A 19,224-nucleotide genomic window follows, 5' to 3' on the forward strand; every position below is an offset into this window, starting at 1 on the left:
ATAACGCCGAAGACAAAGACAACTGACAACTGTGTTACTTACATTTTATCATGATTACAAAAAACATCATTAATTATAATCATTCTCTTCAGTTCAACAAAAAACTGTTCCTACTTCTTTTTGGGTTTTTGTTTTTTCTTGAGGGTTTTGCGCAGGGGTTTACGGTGAATAATGCCCAAGTAGATATTTATATCAGCAAAGATGGCTATTTTGATGTGGTTGAGGATTATGATCTAAACTTTACGGAATACAAACACGGAATTTATAGAAATATTCAAGTCAATTATGACCTTCTTACCGACGAAGGAACTCAGGAAAAACGAAGAATAAAAATAAGGAAAGTTGATGTTCCCGACCATAAATTTGAGTCTGACCCAGATTTTGTTCAAAAGCTTAGTGATAATCTTCAAATAAAGATTGGCGATAAAGATGTAACGATAATTGGCCCGCAGCATTACCAAATAAAATACAGGGTTTACAACGCTTTTCTTTTTGAAGATTCTTACATTAAGTTTTATTGGAACATTAAACCCCTTGACTGGTACGCGGTATTTCAGCATATTAATTTTTCAGTTCATCTTCCAGAAAATGTTAATACAAATTTGGACGACCTATTTGTATATGCTGGTGTTGCAGGAGATAAAACAGTAAGCAAAGATTTTGACTTAACTTATGACGACGGAACATTTACCGCAAAAAGTCACGATGATTTCTTCTCTATTCCAGGGCAAAGTGTAACGGTTTTAATAAATCTTCCGAAGAATGCTGTAAAAGAAATAAAACCCTTGTGGCCGTTTTGGATTAATTATGGTTGGACGCTCATTCTTGGACTCATGTTATTAATATTCTATTGGGTTTGGAATAAATACGGCAAAGACGATAGGGTAGTGGCAACAACAAGCTATTTTCCACCGAGCGGCATGGATCCAGCAATGGCGGGATTTTTAATAGATGACAGCGCTGATACGCCAGACTTAATCTCCTTAATTCCTTATTGGGGTTCCCGCGGAATACTTAAAATGGAGCAAATACCAAAAGCCAACTGGTTTACTAAAGATGATACCAGACTTACCCGCTTAAAACCCTTGCCTAGCAATGCTTCAGAATATGAAGAAACTATTTTTAACGGACTCTTTGGAATGGATTCAAGCGAAAGCGAAAAATCGGTTTTAATAAGTAGTTTGAAGGATACTTTTTATACTAAAATGAGTACAGCTAAATTACAATTGAAAGAAAAAGCTCAAATATATTATGATGCACAAGCCAATAAAATTCAAACCAGAACGGTGATTGGTGTCTTGATTGCTGGTGTATTGCTATTTACAATCTTTTTGCTCACTTGGGGTCTTTGGGCGGCAATAGCTGTAGTTCCTGTTTCGATTTTTTTGTTGATTATGACGGTTTATATGGTAAGGAAAAATTCTAAAGGCAATGAAGCTTTTTCTGATTTAAAAGGCTTTAAAAACTTCATAAAAATTGCAGAAGAAGGTAAACTTAAAATGCTTTTACAAGACAGTCCCACTTATTTTGAAACCACAATGGGTTATGCTCTCGCATTTGGACTTTTTTCACAATGGTCAAAAAAGTTTGAAGCGTTAAACCTGCAGCCACCAAGTTGGTACACATCTTCCGCAGGGGCATTTACGATGCATAATTTCACTAATTCGTTTTCAGATTCTATAGCCTCGACACAGTCCACGATGGTTAGTTCGCCTTCAAGTAGCAGTTCTGGCGGCGGCTCTTCAGGCGGCGGTTTTGGCGGCGGTGGCGGCGGAAGTTGGTGATGTTTGAATTTTATCGAACTTTCTTTCTTCCTTTTAGGGCAATTGATTGAACATTCGTTCTTCCTTTTTAAATTCACGTTTTACGGCTTCTAAAAAGTCATCAAATTCAACCTTTTTGGTTTTATTTTCCAAACAATGCAAGCAAACAAAACTGACTGCGCTTACAATTTGGGCTCCTGTAAGTTCATAGTCCCTTGCAATTTTTTCAAGAATTTCTTTTTTGGCTTTCAATTGTTTCGGTAAAATATTTTGCCAAAGGGCTTTACGATCTTCAAATTCTGGTTTTGGAAATTCTATAATTTGGTTTAACCTTCGTATAAAAGCTGCGTCAATATTCTCCTTAAAATTACTGGCTAAAATAATCACACCGTTATAGTTTTCAATACGCTGCAATAAATAACTAATTCCTTGATTTGCGTAGCGGTCGTGCGAATCTTTTGTTGCGGTCCTTTTTCCGAAGAGCGCATCGGCTTCATCAAAAAATAGAATCCAATTTTTATTTTCGGCCCTGATAAATATATTTTCAAGGTTTTTTTCCGTTTCGCCAATATATTTTGAAACGATTTGTGAAAGATCTATTCTATAAACAGGCATATTGTATTCTTTACCCAATAGAGAAGCGGTAAGGGTTTTTCCCGTCCCTGAAGTGCCATAAAACAATGCGCGATAGCCAGGAGATATACGTTTATCCAACCCGAAATCTTCACGTAATTTTTTTTCGTGTTTCAACCAAAGCTTAATTTGGTGTATTTGCTCGAATGTGTTTTTTGCAAGCACTAAATCTTCCCATTCCATTTTAGTGGAAACCAATTCTGCCGGAAATTGAGCGCTAAAAACTGGTAGATTTACCTCGCCAAATAATAAAAGGCTGACTGTTTCTGTAGGCATAATGAGTTGTCCGCTCATTTTGGGAAGTTCTTCTCGAACCGTTTCTAAAAGCAGCGTTTGGGTAGAAAAAAACCAATGGTCTTCATTAAAATAATTTTGAATCAGTGCTCTTTTGTTTACATTTTCCCGAGCTAAAATATATTGAATTGTTTCGCCAGTAGGTAACATTCCCCCATAGTTGTCGCGTATTAAGCCGCCCCATAAAGGAAATTCTCCACCTTCGGGGTTTAAGTTTTGGATTATTTCTTCCAAAAATCCAGGTTGAATGTGCGGTGCTAAAACAGTTAATAAAACTATAGCTTCTTCGTGTGTAGTTTTACGGTTTAGTACCTCGGAAAAAGTGTTTGAAAAGTCAAATTCTTTTCCTTGTTTACCATTTGAGAATTGGTGGAGGATATGGTTTTTTAGGTTTTGGAAGGTCATGATAGATTTTTTTAAGTACTTCTTAGTGGTGGTAATTGACGTGTTTCAATTATAACTTGTGTGATATCGGGCGTTGGCAAATTTTCACCATGAACTTCTTGCAATAAATAATTATAAAGTTCTCTTGCGTAAAAATACAGTCTTGCTTGTTGAATCAACCATCTTGTTCCTCCATTAAATACTGCATAGCCTTCTGCATAAAACTCTCTAACGTCGGTTAAGGAATAGCCATTTGGACCTGAAGCGTGGAAAGAAAGTTGTCTTCGTGGAATTCGAAGTCTGTATCTGTGAAACATTTCTTCAAAAGATATTCTCTCTTTAGTATTTTCAACTTGAAAACGGTGCCTTTGGTTCGTTTCGGTAAGGGAATCAGAAAGTTCACTTTGTTTGATTATTTTTTGTAAGTTTCTTTCTGAATAATGATCTAATCTTACTCTCAAATTCCCTCGTAACCTTTGAAGATGATCCCAAGTGTGAGCCATTTCATGGGTAGGTTGACTAATATTTAATCCATTTCCATAGCCACTAGGTAAGCAAAACTCACTAATTATACTATTATAATTCTTTTTATTAAGTTTTATGGTATTATAAAAAGCAATATAGGGTTCTAAAATTATTAGAGATCTATAAGTTTTAAACATCTGTTGAAATGAAGATTAATATTTCTTAAAGTTATAACAGCTAGTAATATAGGATAATTAACTCAAAAATTTTAGACGTAAATGCCCTAAAATGAAGAGGGAATTCCCTAAAATTATATTTTTATTCCTCAATAAATAGTCATTCATTTCATTCAAGTGATTGGAGATAAATTTAAAATTTTGAATTTTATCAGATAGACAAAACGAAACAACATACTGTAGCTAGCTTTTTAGTTTTTTAACTAAAAAAAAGACACTCGAAAGTGTCTTTAAAAAAAGTCGGGATGACGAGATTTAAACTGCTCAGGATTCGCCGTACGACATTGTCCTTATGGCTTTGCCAACAGACAATACCACCCCAAAAAAATGAAGACACCATAATTGATGTCTTCTTTAAAACTAGTCGGGATGACAAGATTTGAACTTGCGACCCCACGCCCCCCAGACGTGTACGCTACCAGGCTGCGCTACATCCCGAAATACAGCTATAGCTGCAAATTCCAAAAAGTGGAAAGCCAAAAATAATCAAATTAAAAAATCTTGCAAGTTGCTTTTCTATTAAATGATGAAATAGACTGTGAGCTTTTCAACGTAAAAAGTATTAATATTTCTTTAAGTGCAATCCTTTGTCCGATTGTTTAATTTTGAAAAAAACTTCCAAAATGACAACCCAAAAAAACATTCAAGAACATTATGACCTACTCTGTGTTGGCGGCGGAATAATGAGTGCCACGCTTGCTTTAATGCTGAAACTTATTGATAAAAATCAAAAAATACTTATCCTTGAAAGATTAGATCGGGTTGCTTTAGAAAGCTCCGCAGCTTGGAATAATGCTGGAACGGGACATTCCGCTTTTTGTGAAATGAATTACACGCCTGAAAATGAAGACGGCTCCGTTGATGTTTCTAAAGCTATAAAAGTCTGTACTCAATTTGAAAAGTCGAAACAGTTTTGGTCTTTTCTGTTGAATAGTAATTTAATCGAAAATCCTAAAGATTTTATTCACGCAGTTCCTCATCACAGTTGGGTTACGGGAGAAGACAATGTTACGTTTCTGAAAAATCGGGTTGCAGAAATGACGAAGCATCCAATGTTCGAAGGAATGAAATTTTCAGATGACTTCAATGAATTGAAAGAGTGGATTCCATTAATGATGAATCGACGAAATCCATCTGAAAAAGTGGCTGCCACCAGAATGGAATTAGGAACTGAAGTAAATTACGGAGTTCTCACCAGAACCTTTTATAAGATATTAGAAGAAAAATTTGACACACCAGTTTTCACAAACCATGAAGTTGAAGATGTAGACCCTACTGATGACGAAGATTGGTTTGTAAAAATCAAAAACCTTGAAACTAAAGAAAAAATTCATTGCGATGCCGAACACGTTTTTATTGGTGCTGGTGGTGGCGCATTGCCTTTGCTTCAAAAAGTAGAAATTGACGAAAAAGATGGCTATGGTGGTTTTCCCGTTAGTGGAGAATGGCTTATTTGCAACAATCCAGATGTGATTAAACTGCATCACGCCAAAGTATATGGCAAAGCAGAAGTTGGCGCTCCACCAATGTCCATGCCGCACTTGGATACACGATATATTGATGGAAAACAAGAACTTCTTTTTGGTCCTTTTGCAGGTTTTAGCACTAAATTTTTAAAGGAAGGTTCGTTTTTCGACCTTTTTAAAAGTATTAAATGGGACAACATCCCTTCAATGTGGGGTGTTTTTTGGCATAATATTCCGCTTACAAAATATTTAATCGACCAAGTAAGAATGGGACACGATGATAGAATGAAGGAACTTCAGAAATTTGTAAAAGGAGCCAAAAGCCACGATTGGGATTTAAAAGTTGCTGGTCAACGTGTTCAGATTATAAAACGCGACAACGATGAGGGGGGAACCCTAGAATTTGGAACCGAGGTCGTTCACAGCAAAGACGGTAAAATTACAGCGCTTTTGGGAGCTTCTCCAGGAGCTTCGGTGGCTGTTGATATTATGGTAAAACTCCTACACTTTGCCTATCCAGAGAAAGCAAATTCGAAGGAATGGAAAGAAAAATTAACCGAAATGATTCCTTTTTGGAACAAGGAAATTGAGGACAATGTGGAAGATTTTAAACACATCAGAAAAGAATGTTCTAAAACACTTCAAATAAACCTTCCGAAGTAGAAAACAGCGTGCCAAATGCAGCTATAATAATTCTTGATAACTTTTAGATGCTCATTCCTTCTAAAGTTGTTATTTTTACCGTTCGAAAAATTTTTGAAGCAATACAACCATGAGCGATACTATTGAAAGAATAAAATGCCTAATAATTGGTTCTGGACCAGCGGGATATACAGCAGCAATTTACGCAGCACGTGCCGATTTAAAACCAATCATGTACACAGGAATGGAACCTGGTGGACAATTAACAACTACCACAGAAGTTGACAATTTCCCTGGCTATCCGCAAGGAATTGACGGTCCAACGATGATGGTGCAATTGCAAGAACAAGCCGAAAGATTTGGAACTGTAGTGCGGATTGGAATGGTAACAAACGTTGAGTTTAGTGATAAAGTTGGCGGAATTCATAAAATAACTGTCGATAATGGTACCCAACTTGAAGCCGAAACTGTAATCATTTCCACAGGAGCAACTGCAAAATATTTAGGATTGCCAAGCGAGCAAAAATTGCGTGGCGGCGGAGTTTCTGCCTGCGCAGTTTGTGATGGTTTTTTCTACAAAAATCAAGATGTAGCTATCGTTGGAGCAGGAGATACTGCTGCGGAAGAAGCCACATACTTATCCAACATCTGTAACAAAGTAACAATGTTGGTGCGTAAAGATGCTATGCGCGCTTCAAAAGCAATGCAGCACAGAGTTAATAACACAAAAAATCTTGAAGTACTTTATAACACTGAGGTTGATGAGGTTTTAGGAGATACCGTAGTTGAAGGTTTACGAATGGTAAACAATGAAACTGGAGAAAAGAAGGAAATAGAAATCACAGGTCTTTTTATAGCTATCGGCCACAAACCGAATACTGATATTTTTAAAGGTCAGTTGGAAATGGACGACACAGGTTACCTAATTACCCAAGGAAAATCAACCAAAACCACTAAACCTGGGGTATTTGCTAGTGGCGATGTGCAGGACAAAGAATACCGTCAAGCCGTGACCGCTGCAGGAACTGGCTGTATGGCAGCTTTGGATGCCGAACGCTATCTCGCAACTATTGAAACCGAGGTGACTGTGTAAAAAAATTCAATTTAAAAAACAAAAAATGCCACTATGATTGTGGCATTTTTTGTTTAAAGTTGTTCATTTTTAGAATTTACAACTTCGTAAACGTCAACAATTCAATATCACCATTGCCGCCGCTAACATCCTTAAGTTCAACTTTTGAATTGGTTACTGAAACAATATCCCAATCATCATTAATTTCATCAAAGGGAGGTGTTTCGCTAAATAATAAATCCAACTCCTCTGCACTATTGGAACTGTTATCATACTTCCATGTTCCTGCTTCGGTAAAAAGGTCAGTCTGGGCAAAGACAGTTCCATCTTGATTAAATGTAAAAATAAAACTTTCAAAAGCGGTAGTATGGTCTGATTCACCATCAATTAATCTAGTAATTTTCCATTCGCCTTCTGGCAGCGTCGTTTTTATGTTTTCAAATTCATTAGTGTTCGCATCGCCTGAGTCGTCGTTGGAACTACAAGATGCAAATACGATTGCTGTAAATAATATCAATAATTTTTTCATAATAAGAGGTTTTTTTTCAAAGGTGAAAGAATAACGTAGAAACCTTCTTAAAATTATTATAAATGATAAAAGACCTAACATAATTTTATGAAACTGTTAGGTCTTTTTAGCAATTCGGGGGATTAAAATAAAAGTTTGTCGATAGCTTTACATTTTGTTCACACTACCCGAATGGCTTTTGTTGCTGTTTACTGAAACTGGATTTCCATAATAATTTATTTCACCACCACTGCCAATTTTAGTTTCAAGTTTTTCCTGAACATTCACAGTAACTTCGGCTCCGCTTGAGGCTTCTGCAATGCAATTTATTACCAAAAGTTTCTTTGCATTAATTTCGCTTCCGCTGGAAGCATCTGCATCTAGTGAAGAAGCTTTTCCAGAAATCTCTAAATCTGAGCCGCTACTGGATTTTGCGGATAGTTGTTGTGTAAAAACTTCTACTTTCAAATCTGCGCCACTGCTGCTTTTCAAAGATAGATTCTGACTTTTTATAACAGAGTTTCCAGTAACATCTGCACCGCTGCTGGCTTCAATATTAGTGAGATTTTTATAAGTTACATACACTTTTTTGGCTTTGGAACGCCCAATATTTTCTGAAGTGGTAACGTGAAGTTTTCCGTTTTCAATGTCTGTTTCAATATATTGAAGTAGATTTTCATCAGCTTCCACAACTATTTTGTTTTCGCTTCCTTGGGTTAAATAAACGTCCAAGCCTGCGCTACCGCGAACTTCTGTAAAATCATCAGTAAGGTTGCGTTCTTCGGTTACAACATTTCCGTTGCCGTTTTCTCCTCCATTGATGCTAATACAAGAGCTTGCTAAAAGTACGGTTCCAATTGCTGTAAAAAAGATTAATGTTTTCATATTTAAAATGGTTTAAGTGTTTTTGAGTTTAAATGTTTAATGGTTTATAAGTTTAAAAGCCTGCTTATTATAAGATGTAATTAACGAATCCCGAATTAACGAATCCCCAGTTTATTATTCATTAAAATCAGCTTTCACTTCTTCTTCCCAACTTTTAGTTTTGTCAGTTTTCTGAACTGGTTGCGAGGTTATTATAGAATCAGTTACGTCACTGAAAATTATAGAATCTGTTTTTTCAATTATTTCTTCTTTCTCACTACAATCAAGACATTCCGCTTTATTTTTCAGTATTCTGAAATAATGCGCTTCGTTGTCCCAGTTGCTCAATTCTTTGAATTCAGGATTGAATAGGGCATAAGATGAAGTGTTTTCTTCAGGATAAACCACCGTTCCTTCTGGAAGGTAAATTGTGATTTCAATTTCTTGATCGCGATATTTGTTTGAAATAGCTGTGATAAAAAACCCATCAAGCGTCAGACTATTATTTTCAAAAGTATATCTGTATTCAATGGCTTCTGCGCGTTTTTTGGCATCAAGATGGTTGTTGCCTTCAGCAGATTTTTCAATGATAATTTTTCCAACGGAATCTTTTGTAGATTTTATGTTCAACAAAATATCATTTGAATAGATAATCTTTTTATCATCACCGTTATATTTAAGCTCTAGACCGTTGTTTCTACTCACTTCATAACTATATTGTTTGTCAGCTCGCATTGATATGTGCAAGGTGTCTCCAGTGTTTATAGGAAGTGCTTGCTCTTCAATGAAATTTCCGTCGTAAGCCTGTTCTGTGCCTTGTTTTATTCCTAAAATAGCCAAGGCAATTATGGATAATGCCCAAACTACAATCAGCACTATTTTAATGGTAGGACTCATTGATTTCAAATTGCTTATCAGTAGTTTTAATCCTAGCGTAAACAAAGCGAAAAAAGGAATTCCGATGGCAAAAAGGCACAATAATGCTAATAACCACATAGGAACATTGGTTACATCTACCATTGCGAAACTCTCCATCATTTCATTATTTCCCCAGAAATCCATGGAGCCAAAGGTGAAAAAGCCAACTACGAGACCAATTATTGTGGACAAGGAAACGATGATAATCAATACACCGATTAATTTTGCAAACACTTTAAATAGTGTTACGATTACGTTTCCCAAAGTGTCGAAAAAACCCGAAGCTCCGGTTTTTATTTGGTTGCCATATTTGTCATAATCTGCGTTTTTTACACGATCTGCAACATTGTCAAAACCTTCTTTAAATTTTCTTTCAATGTTTGAAATGTTGATTGGCTCGCCAGTCATTTTTAATTTGTCCGAAGTTGTTAAAGCTGGTGGAACCAAAATCCACAATAATATATATATAACTACTGGAGAACCGAATCCTGCAACAATTAGAAGCACCCATAATAAACGAATCCAGATTGCATCAATACCAAGATAATGGCCAATTCCTGATGAAACTCCGGAGATATATTTGTTGTCCACATCTCTAAAAAGCTGTTTGTGTGAGGCATTTCCACGAGATTTTGTATAGGTTTTTGAAGAAAGTGGAACGTCTTCAAAAATCTCGTCGTCAACTTCATAATCTTCCGGCTGTCCCATTACTGAGATTACTTCATCAAGCATTTTCAGACTTACAACCTGTGTAGGATTCTCCATTTTTTCAGAAAAAAGCTCACCAATGCGCGACTCAATGTCTTGCATTATTTCTTCACTTCCGTCAGCGCCTTTCAATGATTTGCGGATAGCGTCTAGGTAGCGCGAAAGTTTCCCAAAGGCATCTTCGTCTATGTGAAAAGAGGTGCCTGCCAAATTTATGTTTACTGTCTTGTTCATTGTGTGTTTTTTTCGCTGGTTACTTTGTTTACGGCCTGTTGCAATTCGCTCCAGGTTCCGTTTAATTCGGTTAAAAATAATTTACCGGTTTCGGTAAGGTCATAATACTTGCGTGGTGGTCCGCCGGTAGATTCTTCCCAGCGGTAGGAAAGCAATCCCGCATTTTTAAGCCTTGTGAGCAACGGGTAGATTGTGCCTTCCACGACCAGCATTTTTGCGTCCTTTAGGGTTTCAAGAATGTCTGAAGTGTAAGCCTCGCCGTCTTTTAGTACGGAAAGGATGCAGAACTCCAAAACCCCTTTTCGCATCTGCGCTTTTGTGTTTTCGATTTTCATAAATTTTTGTTTACTTGTTTTTTGAACTCCTGTTCGTTATTGATGATGAATGAATAAGGAAGCGCGCTTGTGGTTTCTTCGCATTGTTGATGAGTCAATACGCTAACAGTTTCCTGTTCCTGCGACACGCTTGTTCCTATAAACTGCAAAACGGCAGCCAATAGGTAACTAACTAATGTGCTCATTTTGAATAGGGTTTAGATTAGTTTTTATAAATGGTATGCTAAGTGGATATTTATACAATAGACCTCTAGAGGCGTGAATGGAAGCGTTGATTACTGCGTAAAGTTCAAAGACGAAAAGTCCTAACAAAACGACCATTGCCAAACCAAACAAGAGAATATAGCCAGATAGATTTTGAATGTTGTTTGTTGAAAAATCCCAAGAATTGTGGTCCAAGCTATCTAGCAACGAAATAAAATCTGTGGCAAAAATTAGAACGAAGGGAAGGCATATTAAACCTATTAATAAGGTATAAATCAAAACACTCAACTGAAAATTGATTGCCTGCTTTCCGTGCTCGTCCACAAAAGATTTTTCTTTGTTGAAAGTCCAAATCAATAATGGCGCAATAAAATTTGCAAACGGAAAAAAGTATTTTAAAAAGGTTGACAGGTGAATGAAAGCACTTGTGTTTTTTTGGTTTTCGGTTATTGTAGTTTCCATAGCTTGATAATTTCTTATGCAAATATATATCTAAAAGATAGTAGTGTGTTACGCATAGTACTATAATTAACATAATTTTAACAAATAGGAAGTCAAGAATATATTGAATATCTTCGTCAAATATTATACAGAAAATGAAACTCAGCCCAAGTAAAATCAACACTTTTCTATTGTTCAAATTGCCCTCCGCATACTTTACAGGAGTGCGAGTAAAATCTATTTCGGAAACCGAATGCACAACCACCGTTAAGCATCGATGGATAAATCAAAATCCTTTTAAATCTATGTTTTGGGCCGTACAAGGAATGGCTGCGGAATTGAGTACTGGAGCAATGGTAATGGTTGCTATTAAAGAGAGTAACAAAAATATATCTATGCTTGTAGCAAACAATAAAGCTACATTTTCTAAAAAAGCTAAGGGAAGAATAACCTTTACCTGCAATGATGGCCAATTAATAAAAAGTGCAATTGATAATACAATAGCTTCTGGAGAAGGTCAAACCTGCTGGATGAAATCTCAAGGAAAAGACGCTTCGGGAAACTTGGTTTCTACTTTTGAATTTGAATGGACCGTAAAAGTTAAATAATTTTAAAGTCCGATAATTCAATTCATTGCTATGTTTTATATTTGATTAACAAATCTTTAACACGACTAATTTTCATTGAAAGAGAATTTAATTGGTAAATAATGGTTATATTTAAATCAAATTAAAACTAAAAATCTACGCCTATAGTAAAAAGCTACTTCACTTTAATCTAATTAAATCTAAAAATAGCTATGGCAAGAGCAATGTTTGATTATACCAAAGCTGTACTTGCAAAAGTAAGTTTTGATGTCAATTTGTTCTGCAAAGAGTTGAAAAAAGCGTTAACCAGATTACTTCCTTATGAAGTAGAGGAACTAAAAGTCTGGATAGATTCGCTTCTCAAGCAGAACCCCCAATTAAATCAATGTCTAATCTACCTAAACCCATAAAAAAATCCCTCTGAGAAATCAGAGGGATTTTTTAGTTATTAGATAAATAGTTAAGCGTTTATGAGTTAAAATGTTTAAAATATTTATTTCAACCATCAACCAGTGGCTACTTTTTAGTAGGACTAATAATTTTCACATCCTGAAATGCAATCGCGCCCCGAATAACCCCAGATATTATATCGTGTAACGAATTTATGATCTGCATTTTCAATTCACTCTTACTGTAAATAAGGCTTACTTCACGAGCTGGAGAAGGTTCCTTAAAATATTTTAGGTTTTTAGTTTGGGTTGAAGAAATATCCAAGGTATGTAAATAGGGTAGAAGCGTCATTCCAAGCCCTTCGTCTGCAAGTTTTATAAGGGTTTCAAAGCTGCCGCTTTCAAGTTGAAATTTTTCACTGCTACTGGTTTTGGAAACTTTACATAGATTAATAATCCCGTCGCGGAAACAATGGCCGTCTTCTAACAAAAGAATATCATCAATATCCAAATCTTTCACTTCCAGTTTTTCAGATGAAAAAAGACGATGACTTTCAGGAATATAGCCCACAAACGGTTCATAATACAGCGGCCTTTCCTTTATCTTTTTGTTTTGCAATGGAGTGGCGGCAATTGCTGCATCTAGATAACCGTCGTTTATTTTAGCGATAATTTCGTCTGTGTTTAATTCTTCAATCTTCAATTGCACTTTTGGGTAACGATTTGAGAACGTTTTTAGAAACATTGGCAACAAAGTGGGCATAACTGTAGGTATTATTCCCAGTTTAAAAGTGCCGCCGATAAAACCTTTTTCCTGATCTACTACATCTTGCATTCTTTCAGATTCGTTGACAATATTTCTGGCCTGCTCTACTATTTTTTTTCCTACGGCAGTTAGTTCTATCGGTTTTTTGCTTCGGTCGAAGATTAATATTTCCAGTTCGTCTTCCAATTTTTGTATTTGCATACTAAGCGTAGGCTGCGTTACAAAGGTCTTTTCTGCAGCTTTTGTGAAATTTTGGTTTTCGGCTACTGCCAAAACGTATTTTAACTGAGTGATTGTCATAGTAAATTATATTTATACAAATATACTTTTTATATCAGAAAAACTTATTTTAATTATTCGGTTTAAAACAAAAAAGCCCGACGTTTTACGTCGGGCTTTTACTATATAATTTCAAAATTCTTACATTCGTATTTCCATTTCAACTGGCTCATTTCCAACTTCAAATTTTGCATCGCTCCATTGTGGTGGGCCATAACTCATTATATTATTTGAAACTCCATAAGGTTCCAAAGGCATTCCGTTTGCGTCAAAATCCATTTGTTTGTTACTGTTTTTATCTTGAAAAAGTGAAATTCCATAAGTTCCAGCGGCAACATTTTTAAAAGTTGCAGTTGCTTTACCGTCAACTATTTCAGCACTTGCTCTCATAAAAGGGGCGGTTTTTAAAAAGGTGTCTTCGGTATAAAGACCTATTAATATGTTCCCTTCGCTACTGCTTACTGGTACTGTTACGGTTATTGTAGTTCCTTCGGCAACCGAAATTGCGTCGTCTTGGGCGTTCATAAAGTGTGTGAAAAATACGAGACCGATTACTGCGATGATTGTTTTCATACTATTTTGTTTTAGTGATTTTTAATTATGAAGTAAATGTCCTAAAATTTGTCTTCAGAAATAAAAAACAATTCCCGAACTGTTGAATTTTTACGCTGAAATGTTACAAAATCCCTCTCGCCTTAATTTCCAAGTACTTATTGATAGTATTTACCGTAAGATCTTCTGGTGCAGTTAGGATTGTTTGAATTCCACGTTGTTGAAGTTCGCGCACCATTAGTTTTTTATCGAGCTCAAATTGTTGGGCGATAGTTTGATCTACAATTTCTGAAAGATTTTTAGCTTCGGAATTACTTAATGTTTTTAGCTCCGTATTTTCAAAAAAGATAACTACCAAAACATGTTTCTTTGCGATTGCCTGCAAATAGGGTAATTGCCGATGAAGAGCAGAAATATGTTCAAAATTTGTATAAAGCATCAACAGGCTTCGATGGGTAATTTTTCGTTTCACCAAGGCTTGAAGTACGCCATAATCAGCATCCAAAAATTTGGTGTCAATATTATAAAGTGATTCCAGAATATTGTTTAAATAGGTTTTCTTGGCTTGAGCGGGAAGAAAGTTCCCAGCTTTATTAGAAAAATCTACTAATCCTACTTTATCATTTTTCTTTAAAGCTATGTTTGAAAAAGCAAGCGCACTGTTCAACGCATAATCCAGTAATTTCAATCCGTTGAAAGGCATTTTCATTACGCGGCTTGAATCAATTATGGAATAAACCGGTTGCATTTTTTCATCCTGATATTGGTTTACCATCAAACGTGCGTGTTTTCCAGTGGCTTTCCAGTTCACCGTTCGTAAGTCGTCGCCAACAACATATTCCTTTATTTGTTCAAACTCCATGGTATGGCCAATGCGTCTAATTTTTTTCAAGCCGTAATGAGAAAGTCTATTATCAATTGCCAAGAAATCGTACTTTTTCATTTGAATAAATGACGGATATACTTTTACTAATTGTTCCTTGTTGAAAGTGTATCTCTTTCTAACAAGCCCAATGACAGAGGAAACGTAACAATTTAAGTTTCCGAAAATATATTCGCCACGTTCTACGGGCCTCACTTCATATTGAAACGTATTTTTATTTTTTCCAGCAATTGAAATACTTCTGAAAAAATCTCGCTTCTGAAACTGAATAGGTAATTCATCAATAATTCCCACCTCAATATTGAAGGGATATTTATTTATAAGAAGTAAAGAAACTGGGTTATTATCACTATTTGAAAATTTTTCTGGCAAAATGCGTTCGCCTTCCAAACCGTTTTTACTAAAAACCATTATAATTTCCAATATTATGAAAACAGCAAAAACCAAAACCATAATCCAAACAATTCCAAAGAGCCATTCCCACCAATACGAAAACAGAAATAATACGGACAGCGCAGCCATCACGTAAAAAAATCGTGGCGTTAAGTAGAGGTATTTTAGGAGTTTAAGCATTTGTTTTATTGAAAGAACAAAGAATAAAGAACCGAGACTTTATGGTTTTGATAATATTGATTTTCAATGATATTTTTTTACGATTTTGAAACTAGAAACTAGAAATTTTTATCTTGGAATTTCAATGGATTGACTAATCAAATCAATAACCGTTTCAGGTGTCATTCCTTCCATTTCGCGCTCTGGCGAAAGGATTATGCGGTGTCTTAAAACTGGCTCTAATGTCTTTTTTACATCGTCTGGCGTTACAAAATCTCTTCCGTTTATAGCGGCGTATGCTTTTGAAGCATTCATAATTGCAAGCGATGCTCGTGGAGAACCACCCAAAAATAAATGTGGATGGTTTCGGGTTTTGTCCACTAACTGTGCGATGTAGGTAAAAATTTTATCTTCAATAAGAACTTCCTGTACTTGAGCGCGAAAAGTTTTTAAAGCTTCTGGCGTAAGCACACCTTCAATTGTGTTTTCTGGGTCTTGTTGCTTGCGATCGTGATGGGTTTTTAGAATGGTTATTTCCTGTTCCAAATTTGGGTAGCCAACTTTTATTTTGAAAAGAAAACGGTCCAATTGCGCTTCTGGCAACGCGTAAGTTCCTTCCTGTTCCACTGGGTTTTGCGTGGCGAGAACGATAAAAGGATATTCCATAATGTGACATTTGCCGTCCATGGTTATTTGTCGTTCTTCCATCACCTCAAAAAGTGCAGCTTGGGTTTTGGCGGGAGCACGGTTTATTTCGTCTATCAAAATTACATTGGAAAAAATAGGACCTTTTTTAAACTCGAATTCTGAGGTTTTCATATTCAAAATTGAAGTTCCCAAAACGTCACTCGGCATTAAATCTGGTGTAAACTGGATGCGGCTGAAATCTGTTTTCAATGTCTTCGCGAATAACTTGGCGGTTATGGTTTTGGCTATTCCGGGAACGCCTTCAATTAGCACGTGACCGTTTGCTAGTAGCCCTACGATGAGCAATTCAATAAAATCTTCTTGCCCAATTATTATTTTGGAAAGTTGCGTTTTTATACTGTTTACCGCTGTTTTCAGCTCATCTAGCGGAATGCGATTGTTAAAATGTAAGTCGTTGTTGTATTCTTCAGGCGTTTCCATCGGTGTTCTTTTTAAATTCTTTTATTTCTTGATATAATTTCAGCAATTCTTCTTCGGAAGTATTGTTTTGATTGTTTATTTTTTCAATAAATGTAAACAGGTTTAGCGTGTCTTCTTGTGTATTTCCGCTGCGTTCAGCTACGGTTTTGTAGAAACGCTCATTCATATTTTCAGTAGGAACGCGTAAACGCGTTCTAATAAATTCCAAAAATAACGCAATCTGTTTTTTCGCAATTAAATGGTTTTCTTTTTTGTCCAGATACATTCCGGCAATAGTCCGAGTGTATTCATAGGTTTTGTTGGTAAGCGGTTTTACTATTGGAATGCTTCGTTGTTTTCTTCGACCTTCAAAAATGATGAAAAGTAGCGCGCCAATCAAGACAAAATAATAAGCCCACTTAAAATATTTATTGTTCAGTAAAACGCGAAGAGGCGAAATGTCTATATGTTTACCAGATTTGTAATAATTATCCCAGTAAACAGTTTCGTCATTATTTATATAGGAAAGAACTTGTGCTGTGTGAGTCGCATTATTTTCTGAAAGTAAAGAGAAGTTTGAAAAAACTTCAGGCTGTAAATGCAGTAAAATCTGCCCTTTTCCTATGGGTGCTTTTATGAAATTGATGCGCGGTTCCTTAATTTTCAATGAATCTATAAATCCGCCCGAAACGCCTAGAACGGTTTGCGAAGTTGTATTAATTTTCGAAAAATAGCGAACTGGTAAATCTTTTTTAATGTGAAATGGTGGCTGTGTAGCATACTTTCCATTAACCAATTTAAGTAGTGGTTCGGTACCAATTGTTTCTACGTTTACTTCAGTACTCATTTCCAACTTTAAAGTATCAAGAAGTTTTTTCCCTACATAATTGGCTGAAACGAATAGGGTATTGCCCTTTTCAACCCAATTGAGCAAAGAGTCTAATTCGGTTTTATCAAAATTAATTTCGTCATTTACGAAAAAATAGGTTCCGTTAAAAGCGCTATTTTGCAAAGCTTCAAACGGTGGTTCGTCTTTTTCTTCAAAATTTTCATTGAAGGATTCCTTCATTAAATCGTGCAAAATATACGTTCCTAACGGAATTTTATCGAGTTTGCTGTAGCTTGGAAACCAGTTTATGGGCTGCGGTTTGTTGGCTTCCATATACACCAAACCCGCCAGCACGAGCAGGAAACTGAAGATGAATATTTTTTGGAGCTTAGTCAACAGATTTTGGTATTTGGGTTTCTAAAGCAGTAAAGGCGTGCTGCGCTTTTAAATAGTCGGCTTCAGTAACAGTGAAGTTGCCGTACCAAATATAATCGTAGAGCGTGGTTACTTTTTGGAAGCCTAAATTGATTTTTTCCGAAGTTATTTCAGCAAAATATTCGCTGTTGGTTTTGTCGAATTCGTAGTTTATTAATTCTGCATCGGTTAGATTTTTCAGAATTAATAAGTAATAATAACGAACAGCGAGCCTGTAGTCCTTATTTGCTAAGGCTTTTTCAATCAGGCCTTTTATGTTTTTACTTTTAATAATTTCTTCTTCTTCAGAAAAAAACACGCTTGGTTTTTCTTTCGATTTAAAAAATGAAGCACCGGGATTTAGTTTGTAAAACAACCAAATAACAAAAGCTATAATTGCAAAAAGAATAAGATAGGGAATCAAGTGGATCAAAAATGAAATGAAATCGCCGGCTTCATAATCGCCAACTAACCAGTGCCAAAACTTCAGCCAAAGATTCCAAGCCCAGTTTTTAAACTGTGACCACCAGTTTTCTTCGGCGAGTTTTTCGGAATAGTCGAAGGCTTTTTCCTTTTTAAATTCCTCTATTTTTTCTTTGTTGAAAATTGTCGGATTCAAATTTTCAGTTTGGTCATACTTAATTTCTTTTTCGGGTTTAGCCGCGATTGTATCTTGGGCAAATGCCATAGAATAGGTAGAGCAAACCGTTATCAAAAAGAAAAAAAGTAAAACCGATTTGCGCATATTATTCGTGCTGTTTCCCTATGGAATCTATGGTTTCCAATGTTCCGGTGAAGTTTTTCTTTTCATTTAAATTGAAATACACAAAAGCAGTAGCAATAACAATGATTGAATAGAAAATGTATTGAAAGACCATTCCAATCGTGGTTAATGTTATGTAAACCCAATCAAACATTGAAGCCGGATCTGCTGAAATTTCTTGACCTGCGGTGAATGCCTTGATAAAGAAATAGATGTATTGCGGCATTTGAAAAATGATCATTATAAAATAGTAAAGCACAAAAACCACTAAAAATGTGGCGAAGGTTATCCACCATTCATCTTTTACAAGATTGAAGCAATAACTGATGGTGTCCGACACTTCTTTTTCTTCAAAAATTATGACTGCATAAGCAACGGAAAGGACCACGCCGAAATATATCCCTGGAATAACGCAGAACATTGTGCCAACGCCAACTATTAGACCTACCAAAAAACTGGTCCCAATGAGTTTCCAAAAATCTTTCTTCACACCTGCGGAAACTTCGTCTTTATTGACCACGCCATAATTTTTGATGTATGATTTTATATAGTGTAATACAACACCATTTAGTAGCGCATAATAAACTGTTCCGGCCAAAATCATCACTAAAAACGGCAAAATCATTTGAGATGAAAAGCCATCCAAAGTACCGATAGATTCCAAAATTCCAAAACCGCTCATCATAGACTGCATATAGAAAACGTAGGCGCCAAGCATAATCAATAACGCAGGACCAGTAATTTTAATGATAAGTCCTAAAAGTGGTTTCCAGTTTAAACGGATAAATTTGAAGATATCACTAAGAATACTTCCAATCTCGCGTTGTTTTTTAAAATTTACTGTTTCTTCCATGGTTTTTTATTGACTGACCCTAACCCCTAAAGGGAAAATGGATATTATTTATTTTTCATCTAAACATCTAAACATCTAAACAT

The 19,224-nt window shown here is 35.8% G+C and carries 20 protein-coding genes and 1 tRNA gene; 5 read left to right on the forward strand and 16 right to left on the reverse strand.

Going from position 1 to position 19,224, the window contains the following annotated elements:
* Positions 1-50: 50 nt before the first annotated feature.
* Positions 51-1,784, forward strand: coding sequence for a DUF2207 domain-containing protein (locus tag AEQSU_RS10625; protein WP_014782863.1), 1,734 nt, complete (start codon positions 51-53; stop codon positions 1,782-1,784).
* A gap of 33 nt (positions 1,785-1,817) precedes the next feature.
* Here AEQSU_RS10625 and AEQSU_RS10630 read toward each other — a convergent pair whose 3' ends face one another.
* The 3 genes from AEQSU_RS10630 to AEQSU_RS10640 form a co-directional block, all read right to left on the reverse strand.
* Entirely contained in the window at positions 1,818-3,095 is a 1,278-nt protein-coding gene (locus AEQSU_RS10630) for an ATP-binding protein (protein WP_014782864.1), read from the reverse strand.
* Positions 3,096-3,106: 11 nt separating this feature from the next.
* Positions 3,107-3,736 (reverse strand): hypothetical protein, encoded by a 630-nt coding sequence (locus AEQSU_RS10635; RefSeq protein ID WP_014782865.1) that lies wholly within the window; start codon positions 3,734-3,736, stop codon positions 3,107-3,109.
* A gap of 403 nt (positions 3,737-4,139) precedes the next feature.
* Positions 4,140-4,213 (reverse strand) — tRNA-Pro (locus AEQSU_RS10640).
* Positions 4,214-4,398: 185 nt separating this feature from the next.
* On the opposite strand from AEQSU_RS10640, the gene mqo reads away from it, so the two are divergent.
* A complete protein-coding gene (gene mqo / locus AEQSU_RS10645; protein WP_014782866.1) occupies positions 4,399-5,904 on the forward strand; it encodes a malate dehydrogenase (quinone) in 1,506 nt (501 codons plus the stop codon).
* 109 nt (positions 5,905-6,013) lie between these two features.
* Complete coding sequence (trxB, locus tag AEQSU_RS10650; protein ID WP_014782867.1) at positions 6,014-6,976, forward strand: thioredoxin-disulfide reductase; 963 nt, start codon at positions 6,014-6,016, stop codon at positions 6,974-6,976.
* A gap of 76 nt (positions 6,977-7,052) precedes the next feature.
* On the opposite strand, the gene AEQSU_RS10655 is transcribed toward trxB, so the two are convergent.
* The 6 genes from AEQSU_RS10655 to AEQSU_RS10680 form a co-directional block, all read right to left on the reverse strand.
* On the reverse strand, positions 7,053-7,484 hold the full coding sequence (locus AEQSU_RS10655; protein ID WP_014782868.1) for a hypothetical protein: 432 nt from the start codon (positions 7,482-7,484) through the stop codon (positions 7,053-7,055).
* 147 nt (positions 7,485-7,631) lie between these two features.
* Complete coding sequence (locus AEQSU_RS10660) at positions 7,632-8,348, reverse strand: head GIN domain-containing protein (RefSeq protein WP_014782869.1); 717 nt, start codon at positions 8,346-8,348, stop codon at positions 7,632-7,634.
* A gap of 114 nt (positions 8,349-8,462) precedes the next feature.
* Positions 8,463-10,187, reverse strand: coding sequence for a PspC domain-containing protein (locus tag AEQSU_RS10665; protein ID WP_014782870.1), 1,725 nt, complete (start codon positions 10,185-10,187; stop codon positions 8,463-8,465).
* Positions 10,184-10,522 (reverse strand): PadR family transcriptional regulator, encoded by a 339-nt coding sequence (locus tag AEQSU_RS10670; protein ID WP_014782871.1) that lies wholly within the window; start codon positions 10,520-10,522, stop codon positions 10,184-10,186. The genes AEQSU_RS10665 and AEQSU_RS10670 overlap by 4 nt, the downstream gene beginning before the upstream one ends.
* Entirely contained in the window at positions 10,519-10,707 is a 189-nt protein-coding gene (locus AEQSU_RS10675) for a hypothetical protein (protein ID WP_014782872.1), read from the reverse strand. Before AEQSU_RS10675 ends, AEQSU_RS10670 begins: the two co-directional genes overlap by 4 nt.
* Complete coding sequence (locus AEQSU_RS10680) at positions 10,691-11,188, reverse strand: DUF4870 domain-containing protein (RefSeq protein WP_014782873.1); 498 nt, start codon at positions 11,186-11,188, stop codon at positions 10,691-10,693. Before AEQSU_RS10680 ends, AEQSU_RS10675 begins: the two co-directional genes overlap by 17 nt.
* 134 nt (positions 11,189-11,322) lie before the next feature.
* On the opposite strand from AEQSU_RS10680, the gene AEQSU_RS10685 reads away from it, so the two are divergent.
* Both AEQSU_RS10685 and AEQSU_RS10690 read left to right on the forward strand, forming a co-directional pair.
* Positions 11,323-11,775, forward strand: a complete 453-nt coding sequence (locus AEQSU_RS10685; RefSeq protein ID WP_014782874.1) for a DUF4442 domain-containing protein — start codon at positions 11,323-11,325, stop codon at positions 11,773-11,775.
* Positions 11,776-11,966: 191 nt separating this feature from the next.
* Complete coding sequence (locus tag AEQSU_RS10690) at positions 11,967-12,164, forward strand: hypothetical protein (protein WP_014782875.1); 198 nt, start codon at positions 11,967-11,969, stop codon at positions 12,162-12,164.
* Positions 12,165-12,270: 106 nt separating this feature from the next.
* On the opposite strand, the gene AEQSU_RS10695 is transcribed toward AEQSU_RS10690, so the two are convergent.
* The 7 genes from AEQSU_RS10695 to AEQSU_RS10725 form a co-directional block, all read right to left on the reverse strand.
* On the reverse strand, positions 12,271-13,209 hold the full coding sequence (locus tag AEQSU_RS10695) for a LysR family transcriptional regulator (RefSeq protein ID WP_014782876.1): 939 nt from the start codon (positions 13,207-13,209) through the stop codon (positions 12,271-12,273).
* A gap of 120 nt (positions 13,210-13,329) precedes the next feature.
* Positions 13,330-13,761 (reverse strand): DUF2141 domain-containing protein, encoded by a 432-nt coding sequence (locus AEQSU_RS10700; protein WP_014782877.1) that lies wholly within the window; start codon positions 13,759-13,761, stop codon positions 13,330-13,332.
* A 103-nt stretch (positions 13,762-13,864) separates the two neighbouring features.
* Positions 13,865-15,196 carry a DUF58 domain-containing protein gene (locus tag AEQSU_RS10705; RefSeq protein WP_014782878.1) on the reverse strand — a complete coding sequence of 444 codons (1,332 nt, stop codon included), beginning with the start codon at positions 15,194-15,196 and terminating at the stop codon, positions 13,865-13,867.
* A gap of 108 nt (positions 15,197-15,304) precedes the next feature.
* Entirely contained in the window at positions 15,305-16,303 is a 999-nt protein-coding gene (locus AEQSU_RS10710; RefSeq protein ID WP_014782879.1) for an AAA family ATPase, read from the reverse strand.
* Positions 16,290-17,507: a DUF4350 domain-containing protein gene (locus tag AEQSU_RS10715; RefSeq protein WP_014782880.1), complete on the reverse strand. Its 1,218-nt coding sequence runs from the start codon at positions 17,505-17,507 to the stop codon at positions 16,290-16,292. Before AEQSU_RS10715 ends, AEQSU_RS10710 begins: the two co-directional genes overlap by 14 nt.
* Positions 17,500-18,270: a DUF4129 domain-containing protein gene (locus AEQSU_RS10720; RefSeq protein WP_042491916.1), complete on the reverse strand. Its 771-nt coding sequence runs from the start codon at positions 18,268-18,270 to the stop codon at positions 17,500-17,502. Before AEQSU_RS10720 ends, AEQSU_RS10715 begins: the two co-directional genes overlap by 8 nt.
* A gap of 1 nt (position 18,271) precedes the next feature.
* A complete protein-coding gene (locus AEQSU_RS10725) occupies positions 18,272-19,141 on the reverse strand; it encodes a hypothetical protein (protein ID WP_014782882.1) in 870 nt (289 codons plus the stop codon).
* Positions 19,142-19,224: the final 83 nt, after the last annotated feature.

This window comes from Aequorivita sublithincola DSM 14238, assembly GCF_000265385.1.
Classification (GTDB): Bacteria; Bacteroidota; Bacteroidia; order Flavobacteriales; family Flavobacteriaceae; genus Aequorivita; species Aequorivita sublithincola.

What these genes read in the sequence shown, in the direction of transcription:
- AEQSU_RS10625 (WP_014782863.1), top strand. Translation starts at nt 51, where the DNA reads ATGATTACAAAAAACATCATTAATTATAATCATTCTCTTCAGTTCAAC.
- AEQSU_RS10630 (WP_014782864.1), bottom strand. Translation starts at nt 3,095, where the DNA reads ATGACCTTCCAAAACCTAAAAAACCATATCCTCCACCAATTCTCAAAT.
- AEQSU_RS10635 (WP_014782865.1), bottom strand. Translation starts at nt 3,736, where the DNA reads ATGTTTAAAACTTATAGATCTCTAATAATTTTAGAACCCTATATTGCT.
- mqo (WP_014782866.1), top strand. Translation starts at nt 4,399, where the DNA reads ATGACAACCCAAAAAAACATTCAAGAACATTATGACCTACTCTGTGTT.
- trxB (WP_014782867.1), top strand. Translation starts at nt 6,014, where the DNA reads ATGAGCGATACTATTGAAAGAATAAAATGCCTAATAATTGGTTCTGGA.
- AEQSU_RS10655 (WP_014782868.1), bottom strand. Translation starts at nt 7,484, where the DNA reads ATGAAAAAATTATTGATATTATTTACAGCAATCGTATTTGCATCTTGT.
- AEQSU_RS10660 (WP_014782869.1), bottom strand. Translation starts at nt 8,348, where the DNA reads ATGAAAACATTAATCTTTTTTACAGCAATTGGAACCGTACTTTTAGCA.
- AEQSU_RS10665 (WP_014782870.1), bottom strand. Translation starts at nt 10,187, where the DNA reads ATGAACAAGACAGTAAACATAAATTTGGCAGGCACCTCTTTTCACATA.
- AEQSU_RS10670 (WP_014782871.1), bottom strand. Translation starts at nt 10,522, where the DNA reads ATGAAAATCGAAAACACAAAAGCGCAGATGCGAAAAGGGGTTTTGGAG.
- AEQSU_RS10675 (WP_014782872.1), bottom strand. Translation starts at nt 10,707, where the DNA reads ATGAGCACATTAGTTAGTTACCTATTGGCTGCCGTTTTGCAGTTTATA.
- AEQSU_RS10680 (WP_014782873.1), bottom strand. Translation starts at nt 11,188, where the DNA reads ATGGAAACTACAATAACCGAAAACCAAAAAAACACAAGTGCTTTCATT.
- AEQSU_RS10685 (WP_014782874.1), top strand. Translation starts at nt 11,323, where the DNA reads ATGAAACTCAGCCCAAGTAAAATCAACACTTTTCTATTGTTCAAATTG.
- AEQSU_RS10690 (WP_014782875.1), top strand. Translation starts at nt 11,967, where the DNA reads ATGGCAAGAGCAATGTTTGATTATACCAAAGCTGTACTTGCAAAAGTA.
- AEQSU_RS10695 (WP_014782876.1), bottom strand. Translation starts at nt 13,209, where the DNA reads ATGACAATCACTCAGTTAAAATACGTTTTGGCAGTAGCCGAAAACCAA.
- AEQSU_RS10700 (WP_014782877.1), bottom strand. Translation starts at nt 13,761, where the DNA reads ATGAAAACAATCATCGCAGTAATCGGTCTCGTATTTTTCACACACTTT.
- AEQSU_RS10705 (WP_014782878.1), bottom strand. Translation starts at nt 15,196, where the DNA reads ATGCTTAAACTCCTAAAATACCTCTACTTAACGCCACGATTTTTTTAC.
- AEQSU_RS10710 (WP_014782879.1), bottom strand. Translation starts at nt 16,303, where the DNA reads ATGGAAACGCCTGAAGAATACAACAACGACTTACATTTTAACAATCGC.
- AEQSU_RS10720 (WP_042491916.1), bottom strand. Translation starts at nt 18,270, where the DNA reads ATGCGCAAATCGGTTTTACTTTTTTTCTTTTTGATAACGGTTTGCTCT.
- AEQSU_RS10725 (WP_014782882.1), bottom strand. Translation starts at nt 19,141, where the DNA reads ATGGAAGAAACAGTAAATTTTAAAAAACAACGCGAGATTGGAAGTATT.